This is a genomic window from Halobacterium bonnevillei (assembly GCF_009831555.1).
Lineage (GTDB): Archaea > Halobacteriota > Halobacteria > Halobacteriales > Halobacteriaceae > Halobacterium > Halobacterium bonnevillei.
In genome coordinates this window covers 1-10,724 of sequence record NZ_WUUU01000106.1, presented here as the reverse complement: position 1 = coordinate 10,724, position 10,724 = coordinate 1, and the positions used below count along the sequence as shown (strand labels likewise).

At 68.2% G+C, this 10,724-nt stretch carries 13 protein-coding genes; 4 read left to right on the top strand and 9 right to left on the bottom strand.

What is annotated here, in order from left to right; genetic code table 11:
- Both GRX66_RS12495 and GRX66_RS12490 read left to right on the top strand, forming a co-directional pair.
- Positions 1-738 (top strand): CPBP family intramembrane glutamic endopeptidase (locus GRX66_RS12495; protein WP_159526861.1); only part of this gene is annotated, 738 nt, incomplete at its 5' end.
- 131 nt (positions 739-869) lie between these two features.
- A complete protein-coding gene (locus GRX66_RS12490; RefSeq protein WP_159526860.1) occupies positions 870-1,034 on the top strand; it encodes a ribbon-helix-helix protein, CopG family in 165 nt (54 codons plus the stop codon).
- A gap of 62 nt (positions 1,035-1,096) precedes the next feature.
- Here the strand turns inward: GRX66_RS12490 and GRX66_RS12485 are convergent, their stop codons facing one another.
- The gene (locus GRX66_RS12485) at positions 1,097-1,555 is read right to left on the bottom strand and encodes an NOB1 family endonuclease (protein WP_325064094.1); all 459 of its coding nucleotides are present in this window, start codon (positions 1,553-1,555) and stop codon (positions 1,097-1,099) included.
- Positions 1,555-1,797, bottom strand: coding sequence for a PRC-barrel domain-containing protein (locus tag GRX66_RS12480; protein WP_159526859.1), 243 nt, complete (start codon positions 1,795-1,797; stop codon positions 1,555-1,557). The genes GRX66_RS12485 and GRX66_RS12480 overlap by 1 nt, the downstream gene beginning before the upstream one ends.
- A 170-nt stretch (positions 1,798-1,967) precedes the next feature.
- Between GRX66_RS12480 and GRX66_RS12475 the strand changes: the two genes are divergently transcribed.
- Complete coding sequence (locus GRX66_RS12475) at positions 1,968-3,086, top strand: mechanosensitive ion channel family protein (RefSeq protein WP_159526858.1); 1,119 nt, start codon at positions 1,968-1,970, stop codon at positions 3,084-3,086.
- Between the two features lie 98 nt (positions 3,087-3,184).
- A complete protein-coding gene (gene infB / locus GRX66_RS12470; RefSeq protein WP_159526857.1) occupies positions 3,185-4,987 on the top strand; it encodes a translation initiation factor IF-2 in 1,803 nt (600 codons plus the stop codon).
- A gap of 108 nt (positions 4,988-5,095) precedes the next feature.
- On the opposite strand, the gene GRX66_RS12465 is transcribed toward infB, so the two are convergent.
- The 7 genes from GRX66_RS12465 to GRX66_RS12435 all read right to left on the bottom strand — a co-directional run.
- Positions 5,096-5,722 carry a helix-turn-helix domain-containing protein gene (locus GRX66_RS12465; protein WP_159526856.1) on the bottom strand — a complete coding sequence of 209 codons (627 nt, stop codon included), beginning with the start codon at positions 5,720-5,722 and terminating at the stop codon, positions 5,096-5,098.
- Positions 5,723-5,873: 151 nt separating this feature from the next.
- On the bottom strand, positions 5,874-6,182 hold the full coding sequence (locus tag GRX66_RS12460; protein WP_159526855.1) for a hypothetical protein: 309 nt from the start codon (positions 6,180-6,182) through the stop codon (positions 5,874-5,876).
- Positions 6,183-6,196: 14 nt separating this feature from the next.
- Positions 6,197-6,721, bottom strand: coding sequence for a DoxX family protein (locus GRX66_RS12455; RefSeq protein WP_159526854.1), 525 nt, complete (start codon positions 6,719-6,721; stop codon positions 6,197-6,199).
- A gap of 42 nt (positions 6,722-6,763) precedes the next feature.
- The gene (locus GRX66_RS12450; protein WP_159526853.1) at positions 6,764-7,918 is read right to left on the bottom strand and encodes a P-loop NTPase; all 1,155 of its coding nucleotides are present in this window, start codon (positions 7,916-7,918) and stop codon (positions 6,764-6,766) included.
- 352 nt (positions 7,919-8,270) lie between these two features.
- The gene (locus GRX66_RS12445; RefSeq protein WP_159526852.1) at positions 8,271-8,585 is read right to left on the bottom strand and encodes a ferredoxin family protein; all 315 of its coding nucleotides are present in this window, start codon (positions 8,583-8,585) and stop codon (positions 8,271-8,273) included.
- Positions 8,582-9,973, bottom strand: coding sequence for an FAD-dependent oxidoreductase (locus tag GRX66_RS12440; protein ID WP_159526851.1), 1,392 nt, complete (start codon positions 9,971-9,973; stop codon positions 8,582-8,584). The genes GRX66_RS12445 and GRX66_RS12440 overlap by 4 nt, the downstream gene beginning before the upstream one ends.
- Positions 9,970-10,724: electron transfer flavoprotein subunit alpha/FixB family protein (locus GRX66_RS12435; RefSeq protein WP_159526850.1), on the bottom strand; the 755-nt coding region annotated here is incomplete at its 5' end. The genes GRX66_RS12435 and GRX66_RS12440, both read right to left, overlap by 4 nt.

Below are 10,724 nucleotides of genomic sequence, written 5' to 3'. Positions count from 1 at the left end.
GTGGGCGTGGCCGTCGCCGGAATCGCCGGCCTGGACGCCGACGCGGTCCACGGCCGCGAGCGCAGTCTCGCCGTCGCTGTCGCCGTCTCCGTGGGCGCGCTGCTGTTCGGGTCGCTGCTCAGCGGGGTCGCCCTGGGGTTCCTGCCCTCGGACCCGCTGCTGACCGTGCCCACGAACACCGCCGTCGCGAGCGTCGGGTACGCCATCGCGGGCGTCGCGTTCGTGCGGTGGTACGACGGCGGCATCGACGTCAGTCGGCCCTCGAAGCGCGACGCAGTCGTCGCGGGCGTCGGCGTCGTCGCAATCCTCGCGCTCCACTACGCGATGGTCGGCGTGGTGGTGTTCTTCGACCTGCCCCAGACCAGCCACGGCCTCGTCGAGACGGCGCGCGAACACCCCGGGATTCTCCCGCCGCTGGTCCTGCTGTCGTTTCTCGCCATCGGCCCCGGGGAGGAGTTGCTCGCGCGCAACGGCGTCCAGAAGTACCTCTACGGCGCGTACTCGCGGCGCGGCGCCGTCGTCGCCGGGTGTCTGGTGTTCACGGGCGCACACCTCCTCGCGTACGCCGGCAGCGGGGCCACGCCGGGCGCGGTCCTGGTGACGCTGGCGCGCCTGTTCGTCGTCTCGCTCGTGCTCGGCGTCACGTACGAGCGCACGGACGACCTGTTCGCGCCCGTCTTCGTCCACGGGGCGTACGACGCGATCCAGTTCGCGCTCGCGTACGTCGCGTTCACGTAAGCTGCGTCGCACTCACACCGTTCGTCGGAGTGCGGGCGCGGCGCACCCGAACGGGGCTGGCGGCCGCCGTCGGCCGTCTGACGCGGGGCTGACTAAGTATTACGTGTGATGGGTGCTAACAAAGATACCCCATGCCCCGGAAGTACTCGGTCGTCTGCGGAGATTCGCTCGCCGCGGAGGTCGACGAGTTAGCCCGGGAGTACGGGCTCTCCGAACAGGAAGTCCTGCGCCAGCTCCTCGAACACGGCCTCGAAACGGTCGACGGCCAGCCGGGAGCGCCCAAGTACGGCGACTGACCCGGCCACGAACACTCGACTCGCTGCGTGCCCGGCGTGCGTTCGACGGTGCGACCGTACTTTCAGCGAGGATTCTTGCGCGCGAGGTCGCTCCCACACACCGGACAGCGGTCGCGTGACCCCTCGAACTCGCGGCCGCAGCCCTGGCACTGGAAGTTCCAGTCGCGGCGTTCGCTGATGCCCTCCTGCGCGATGGCGTCGACGCCCACGCCGAGTTCGTCGGCGACGTTCTGGACCGCGTAGTCGTCGGTGACGAGCGTGCCGTCGAGTTCGTACGCGGCGGCCAGCAGGCGCTGGTCTGTCTCGGAGAGCACGTCCAGGTCGCCGGTGGTCCGCGCCGCCTCCCGGACGGCGGCCAGCGCGGCCTCGCCCGGTACCTGCACCTGCATGCCGCCGCCCGCCTGCGCGTCGAAGCGGTACGCGGCCGCGTCAGTCAGTTCGTCGCGGACCGCGGGAATCGACGCCGTCGGGCCGTCCACGTCGTAGTCATGGATGAACGCGGACGCGTCGAGGACGTGCACTATCGCTGGACGACGATGTAGTCTTTGACCGCCTGGACGCGATTCACGGGCACGCAGTAGTGGCCCTCGTCGTCCTGCGGGAAGTCGATGTTCACGGCTGAGTCCTCGTGGGCTTCAACGAGCAGGTCCTCGAGTTTCCCGCTTTTGAGGTCCAGTGTGATGTTGTACAGCATTCCGAGTTCGGTCCCGTCCGACCCCATCACGGCTTTCCCGGAGAGGTTCTCTGCGAGGATGTCGGCCATACACTACCCACAGTACGGAGACGTTAGTAAAGTTTCGTCCGTTGTGGCACGGGCGTCAGACGCGTCTGGGGCATTGCTACTGGAGGAACGGGGCGATTCGGCGGCCGTCCCCCCGTCGGTCGGGCGTGCGAGGAGGCTAGGGTTATGTGAAGTGGCAGCATGGTACAGCTATGCCATTCGAGTCCATCGCATCCGAGACGTACTTCGGGAGCACGCTCCTGGAGTACGTGTTGTTCTTCGCAGTGCTCGGTGCGGGCGCACTGCTCGGTCGGTCCCTGAGCTTCGTCTACCGGCGCCGCCTGCAGGTGAAAGCCGAGGCGACGGAAACCGAAGTCGACGACATCATCCTGCACTCGCTGGGCGGTCCGATCGTCCTCCTCGGCGTGATATTCGGCGTCGCGGTCGGGCGGGAGTTCCTCACGCCGGTCGAACCTCTGCAGTCGGTGTTGAACGCGTCCATCGAGATTCCAGTCGTGGTGTCAATCGCGTGGATTGCGGTCCGACTGACGGACGGCTTCATCGACACGTACGTGATGGAGTACGCCGAGGAGACGGAGTCGAAACTCGACGACGAACTCGTGCCCATCGCCAGCCGCATCACGAACATCGCCATCGTCTCGATCGCCGGCATCGTCATCCTGGACTCCGTGGGATACGACGTCACCGCCATCATCGCGTCGCTGGGCGTCGGCGGCATCGCCGTCGCGTTCGCGTCCCGGAAGACGATGGCGGACGTTTTCGGCGGCGCGCACATCCTCTCCACGAAGCCGTTCCTCGTCGGCGACGTCGTCGACGTCAACGGGACGGCGGGCACGGTCGAGGAGATCGGACTGCGGACGACCCGGATCCGGGACTTCGACGGGCGCACGGTGACGATACCGAACTCCGACATCGCGAACGCCGAAGTGACGAACATCACGTCCGAGCCGTCGCGGCGCGTGAAGACGTTCGTCGGCCTCAACTACGACACGACGCCCTCGGAGATGGACGCCGCGATAGCCCTGGCAGCGGAGACTGCGCGCGGCGTCGACGGCGTCGACAGCGAACAGACGGGCGCGTGGTTCTGGGAGTACGGAGATTCGGCGATGCAGATCAGGCTGGACTACTTCATCACCGACCTCCGGCGCTGGAAGGCGATCAGGGACGAGGTCAACCGGAGCATCCAGCGTGCGTTCGCCGATGCAGGCTTCGACATGGCGTTCCCGACCCGGACGGTCCGAATCGAGCAGGGCGCCGACACCCTAACGGAGCCGGTCGGTGCGAGCGCCGAGACGGAGCGTACTGGATAGCCCGCGCGGCGGCGACAGTTCCCGCACCCGTTACGATGGAATTATACGCCACCGGGCGCTCTGTTCGGGTAACAACCGTTCTCTCGGAGGATTCTACTATGTCCGACGCTGACACCACCGAAGACCCCGGGGAGCTGCGGACGCCCATCGTCGCAGTCCTCGGGCACGTCGACCACGGGAAGACCAGCCTGCTGGACAAGATACGCGGCTCCGCTGTCATCGAGGGGGAGGCGGGCGCCATCACCCAGCACATCGGCGCGACAGCCGTGCCGCTGGAGGTCGTCTCGGAGGTCGCCGGGAACCTCGTCGACCCCACGGAGTTCGACCTGCCCGGCCTGCTGTTCATCGACACCCCGGGCCACCACTCGTTCTCGACGCTGCGGTCGCGCGGCGGCGCGCTCGCGGACATCGCCATCCTCGTCGTGGACGTCAACGACGGCTTCCAGCCCCAGACCGAGGAAGCCATCCGCATCCTCAAGGACACCGGGACGCCGTTCGTCGTCGCCGCGAACAAGATCGACACCATCCCCGGCTGGAACCCCACGGCGGACGCGCCCGTCAAGCAGACCTACGAGGACCAGTCCGACCGCGTGCGCAGCCAGCTCGACGAGAAGCTGTACGAACTCATCGGCGAACTCTCCGGCGCCGGGTTCTCCTCGGACCTCTACTGGCGCGTCCAGAACTTCCAGTCGAACATCGGCGTCATCCCCGTGTCCGCGGAGACCGGCGAGGGCGTGCCCGACCTCCTCACCGTGTTGATGGGGCTGGCCCAGCGGTACATGAAATCCGAGATGGAGGTCGACATCGACGGCCCGGGCGCCGGCACGGTCCTCGAAGTGGTCGAGGAGCGCGGGTTCGGGACGACGCTGGACGTGATCCTCTACGACGGCACCATCGAGCAGGGCGACCAGATCGTGGTCGGCGGCACGAACGACCCCATCGTCACGGAGGTCCGCGCGCTGTTGAAACCCCGCGAGCTCTCCGAGATCCGCACCGAGAAGCGGTTCGACGACGTCCCGGAGATGCAGGCCGCGGCCGGCCTGAAGATCGCGGCACCCGACCTCGACGACGCGATGGCGGGGGCGCCCGTTCGCGTGGTCGGCGACAAGGACGTCGCGGACGTGGTCGCGGACGTCGAGGCGGAACTCGCGGAGTTCGCCGTCGAGACGGCCGACGAGGGGGTCGTCGTGAAAGCCGACACGCTCGGCAGCCTCGAAGCGCTCGCCAACGCCATGGCGGAAGCCGAGATCCCCGTGATGGCCGCGGAAGTCGGCGACATCGCGCCGCGGGACGTCTCGATGGCGACGACGGCCGACGAGGACAAACACCGCACCATCCTCGGGTTCAACGTCGACGTGCTCGACGACGCCGCGGACAAAGCCGAGGAAGAGGAGGTCCGCCTCTTCGACAGCGACGTCATCTACCAGCTGGTCGAGGACTACGAGGAGTTCGTGGAGGCCAGGGAGCGCGAGCAGAAGGAAGCCATCTTCGAGAACATCGTGCGCCCCGCGCGGTTCCGCATCCTCCAGGATCACGTGTTCCGGCAGAGCGACCCCGCCGTGGTCGGCGTGGAGGTCGTCTCCGGCACCCTGAAGCGCAACACTCCGGTCGGCTACGTGGAGGGCAACGAACTCCATCGCGTCGGCGTCGTGAAGGGCATCCAGGAGCAGGGCGAGGACGTCGACGAGGCCCGGGCGGGCAACCGCGTCAGCGTCTCCATCGACGGCCCGACTGTCGGCCGCGACATCGACGAGGGCGACGAGCTCTGGGTGGACCTCCCGGAGAAGCACGCGAAAGTCCTCGAACAGGAACTCAGCGAGGAGATTCCCGCCGACGAGCGCGAGGCGCTGAAGGCGTACCTCGAGATCCAGCGGAAGCGCGACCCGTTCTGGGGGAAATAGCGGCCGAAACCCTGCCGCGGTCAGTCCAGTTTTCGCAGGAGGAGTGTGCGCCGGGTGTCCGGCGGCGTGTTCACCGGAAGTGGGGGCGTTTGGCGTCCGGCGACGTCGTCACTGGAGGTCGAATTCGCGGGCGCGTTCGCAGACGAGTTTCCGCTCGACCGCGTTCAGCCGCTGCGAGACTGCCGACGCCGTGACGTCGAGTTCGTCGGCGAGTTCAGCCAGCGTCGTCTCGCGCGGCCGGTCGTAGTACCCGGACTCGATGGCGAGTTCCAGCACCTCCCGCTGCTTCTCGGTCAACGCCACGCAGTCGCTGGCGTTGCTCTTCGGTGCCGTCCCGGTCCGGATGCGTTCGAGGGACACGTCGGTGCCGAGCGCGCGCAGGTCGGAAATAATCGACCGCAGCACGTCGCGGCTCGGTACGACCGCGGAGAACAACATCGTGCCGCCGCTGACGTGCTCGACGTCGCAGATGCAGTCGTGGGCGTCGAACACGAGGCACGGACAAGTGTCGCCCGCCGTCGTGCGTTCGTACCCGCCGCCGTTCCCGTCCGCGACCGCGACCTGGCAGGTCGCCTGGTCGCCGAGTCCGGAACGGCTCACCGTCTGCCGGACGTCCTCGAGTTCGCGGTCGCGTAGCGGACACCCCGCGGCGTCGTCGATCTCGACCGCTAACTGCACGTCGAGCGGCCCCGTGTTCGGGGCTGCCCCACCTTGCTCGACGGATTGCTCGATCATCACAGTTCGACGTTCGACGACGACACACTATATATGGGGTTGCGATTTTCTGCTCGTGGGAATCACCGTTCAGCGCGCTGCTCGTGGCGAATCTCGGGTTGGGACGGCATCGATCTGTCGACGCCGTCGAAAAACCAGTGCAGTCGGATGTTCAGTCACTCGGCACTTCGGTCGTGCGCGCCTGCTCCTCGCCCGGGATGGGCGACGTCACCTTGTAGATCCCCCACAGCAGCAGGATCACGAGCCCGAGGATCACGAGCCCGGTCCTGATTGTCGGGTCGACGGCGGGGTAGATGGTGTTGACCACCTCACCCGCTTCGTTCGTCTGCTCGACCGCCGCAGCACCGTAGGGCTCGCCAGCGAGTATCTCCACGATGCCGAGCACGGCGATGCCCAGCACCATGAGGAAGCCGCTGACCGCCATCGCCGCCTTGTCGATTGTGTTGAGTGTTTGTGTCATTGTTGTTCACCTCCTCACCCGAGTAGGTACCTGAGTCTCGGACGATTCTTCACGAACTTCGTCCGTTCGATGATTGCATCGAGGCCGTAGTACCGGCCGGTCGCGAACACGATCATGGTGCCGAACAGCAGCAGGCCCATGAGGTCGCCGTTGACCAGGCCGTGGCCGAAGCTGGCGTTCCCGACCCAGAACAGGGTCATGAAGAACGCGCCGAACACGGACGCGAGTCGGACGAGCACCCCGAACAGGAGCCCGAGGCCGATGAGCGTCTCCCCCAGCGGGACCATCGCCTCGATGAGCCAGCCGAGATTGTTCCCCATCCAGACGGGAAGTGGACCCAGCGCAGTGCCCTCCATCCCCTGGAGGTACATCGGCCCGTAACTGTAGGACAGGCCGTCCTCGATGAGTTTCGTCACGCCGGCGTGGAAGAACCACCAGCCGGTGACGACGCGAAGGAACGCGAGCCAGTACCCCGCCAGCGGCCCGGAGAGTTCTAAGGAGAACTCCTCGGACAGCGGGTTGGCCGCTTGGTATGACATGGCTATTTCACCTCATTTGGATGGAGGGTACACCGCCCCGAGTCAGCTATGCACCAGTTTACAGCGTTTTATATACTCCCTCGTCGAGTCGCGCTCCGACTGCCCGGAGGTCTGATCGTCGCCGGACTGCGAGAACCGGTCGCTCCACTCGTACGACGGCGAGCACCCCGACGCAGTCGCCGTGTTCTCCGGCGCGACGGCGCACGCGGTGAGTCGGTGGAGCACGCCGACCTCGTTAGTGACCGCGTCCGCGAGCGCCGAGACGGACGCCGCCACTTCGTCGCCGTTCTCGACGACGACGCCGTCCGATCGGTCGACCGACACCGGGCCGAGACACAGGACGCCGGTCGGGTCGACGCGGTCCGGAGCGCGGCGTCCCCACCCTGGCCGACAGCCCGGACACTCCAGTGCGGGCGTGTTCTCCGCGATGCCGAGGACGGGGACGCCGTGCTCGGCGAGCGCGTCGACGCACTGCAGTCCGTCCCCGGCGGGGCTCGTCTCCGCCGACGTCACGACGACCGCGCCGGTCACGGGCGCGGCGGCCAGGAACCGGGCGTCGGTTGCGTCGCTGACCGGCGGCGCGGCGACGAACAGGTAGTCGAGGGGCTGCCACTCGACGTCGTGGACGAGGCCCGCGAGGAGGCGTTCGCCGAGCTCGGTCCGCTCGACGTGCGGCGGGTCCTCGCCGAGGACGTCGGTGACGCTCGCCACCTTCAGGCCGTCGCGTTCGACCGGAACGAGGGCACCGTCGTCGTCCACGTTCACGGCGTCCGTAACGTCGAGGGCCGACCGGACGCCCGGACCGTCGACGTCCGCGTCGAGCACCCCCACGCGCGCGCCGCGGTTCGCGAGCTCAGCTGCGAGGTTGACCGCGACCGCCGTCTGTCCGGCCCGCTGGGGGCCGGAGGTGACTGCGACGACGTTCTTGACGTGGGGGAGCGGGGGCCGGACGGCGCCGGTCGGCGGGTCGGCGTAGACGCGAACCGTGCGGTCGAGGGTGGACAGCGCGTCGCGGATGCGGTCGCCGATGCGTCGCTCGTCGGGCGCATACGGCGCGTTCAATGCGACTGTGACGTGAATCGTCGTGGGATCGACGTCGACGTCCGCGACCAGTCCGAGATCGAGGATGCTGCCGCCGAGAAACGGGTCCTCGACTCCCGCGAGGCGGCCGCGGACTGTGGCTTCGGTGAGTTGCATGATCTTGGGGTTCGGGCTTCCGACTCGGTTGCTTGGGGCCGCCGAGACGGGAAGCCTTGCCGCCCCGTCCGGCGACGGCGGCCGCCCGTCGTGGCGGCTTTGTCCGACGATTCGTGTCCGCTACGTGCACGTACTACCCCGACCGCCTCCACGATGTGGGTGGCAAATACAGGACTTTATCTTCGCACGGCCGACAGCACGAGAACAGACGCCCGCTGTGGGTTCTGCGTCGACGGCAATCGGGTGCGATTCGTGGAGTCTGAGACGGGCGCAGCGAGCGGGAAGGGCGCGGGGGCGAGAGCGGACACGGGCGTGGAAACGGGAGCAGCAATGGGAAGGGAAACGGGAGCGGTCAGCCGTACTGGTACGTGACACCCGACCCGTTCTCGGGGTACTCCCAGACGACGTTGTTGTACGGACAGGCGAACCGACAGCTCCCGCACTCAAGGCAGTTCTCGTAGGCGATCACGGGTTCGCCGTCCTCGTCTTTCCGCCAAACGTCGGCGGGACAGACGTCGACGCAGTCGTCGGTCGTGCAGCGCTCGACGCAGAACCCGACGACCTGGACGTCCAGGTGTGACTCGCCGGGGTCCTCGTACTTGACCGTGTACAGCCGGTCTTCGAGTGACGCGTTCTCGACGTCGGGGGTCGATGGTGTGTTGCTCATGAGATCACCTTCCGGTACCGCCACGCGAGTTTCGCAGCGCCGCGCCAGCCGCCGACCGTCTCGAACAGCCGCGACTTCGCGTTCGCTGCGTGGTCGTGTTTCGGGGCGTGGTCGACGCGGAAGTACTCCGCGCCGGCGTCCGCGACCGCTCGCGGCAGCTCCGAGAACAGCAGGTCGCGGTCGTCCTCGACGGCGTTCAGCAGCCACTCGTAGTGTTCGAGGTTCTTGACGACGAACGACGACTCCAGCGAGCGCGGGTAGTCCGCGAGCGCGTGGGCCTTGGTGCGCCCGGAGGCGACGGCGTCAGCCACCGCGAGGCCCGCGTAGTAGCCGCTCTCGACGGCCATGTTGGTGCCCTCGAGGTGGACGCCGTTGTTCAGCACGAGGCCCGCGGCGTCCCCGACGACGACGGCGCCGTCGTGGACGAGGTCGGGCACCGCCTCCGCGCCGCCCTCCGGAATCGTCTTCGCGGCGTACTCGACGGTCCGGCCGCCGCGAACGAGCGGCGCGACCGCCGGGTGGGACTTGAAGTGGTCGAGCGTCTCCGCGGGGTTCGGCTGGGTCGTCACCGCGTCGTCGATGCGGTACGCCAGACCGACGCTGAGCGTGTCGTCGTTCGTGTAGATGAAGGCGCCGCCGAACGCGTCGCCGACCGCGCCGTCACCGAAGTAGTGGTAGGCGGCGCCCCCGTCGCCCGTCAGCCGGAACCGCTGTTCGATGGCGTCGTCGGCGTCCGGGAACTCCAGCACTTCCTTGACGGCGACGGCGACGTCGCCCCGCTCCGGTCGCTCCTTCAGGTCCGCGCCCTCCGAGACCAGGGAGTTCCCGCCCTCCGCGAGCACGACCATGGGGGCGCGCAATGTGCCGTCGGGGCGGTCCGTTTCGACGCCGACGACCGTGCCGTCGTCGTCGCGCAGGAGACCGGTCACCGTCGTTTCGGTGACGAGCGTCGCGCCCGCTTCGACAGCCTGCTCGGCGAACCACTCGTCGAAGTCGCCCCGCAGGACGGTGTAGGAGTCGTTGTGGGGGTCGTCGCGCCACGCCCCGGGCTGTATCGACACGGCGGTTTCGTCGTCCTCGGTCAGCACGCCGAAGCGCTTCTCGCCGACGTAGCGCTCCAGGGGCGCGTCCTCGACGTCGACCAGTTCGCGGATGGTCGGCGTGTACAGCACCCCGCCGAAGACGTTCTTCGCCCCGGGCGAGGTCCCGCGTTCGACGACGAGGACGTCCAGGCTCGCGCTGGCCATCGTGAGCGCGGCGGCGCTGCCGGCGAGTCCTGCGCCGACGACGACGGCGTCGAACGCGTCGTCGTAGTCGGGGTCCGAGACCGTGCGGTCGGCGGCGATCCCGCCGCCCGCGTCCGTCTGTTCGGTCGTGTCAGTCGTCATGCGAGTGCCTCCTGGGGGTCCTCGACCCCCTCCAGTAGGTCGATCAGCTCGGGACAGACCTCGAAGAGGTCGCCGACGATGCCGTAGTCGGCGTGCTCGAAGATCGGTGCGTTCGGGTCGTTGTTGATCGCGACGACGACGTCGCTGTCGTTCATCCCCTCGACGTGCTGGACCGCGCCGGAGACGCCGACGGCGACGTAGAGGTCGGGGCGGACCGTCTTGCCGGTCTGCCCGACCTGTCGGTCGTGGCTCACCCAGCCCTCGTCGACGGCTTTCCGGCTCGCCGCGAGTTCGGCGTCCAGCGCGTCCGTGAGTTCCACGACGGGGTCGATGTCGCCGTCCGTGCCGCCGCCCGCGGCGACGATGCGGTCGGCGTCGGTGATGTCCACCGTCTCCCCGACGTCCCGTTCGAGGACCTCCGTGACCGTGTCCGCCTCGTCGACGACGACGTCGACGAACTCCACGTCGCCCTCGCGGTCGGGGTCGGGGTCGGCCGCCTCGAAGACGCCCGCCCGCACGGTCGCCATCTGCGGCCGGTGGTCCTCGCACTTGATGGTCGCGAGAACGTTCCCGCCGAACGCGGGTCGTCGGGCGGCGAGGTGGCCGTCCTCGTCGACGTCGAGTTCCGTGCAGTCGGCCGTGAGGCCGGCGTGGACGGGGACCGCGACGCGGCCCGCGAAGTCGCGGCCGGTGTGCGTGCCGCCGATGAGCACGACGGACGGCTCGCGCGATTCGACGAGTGCGCGGCACT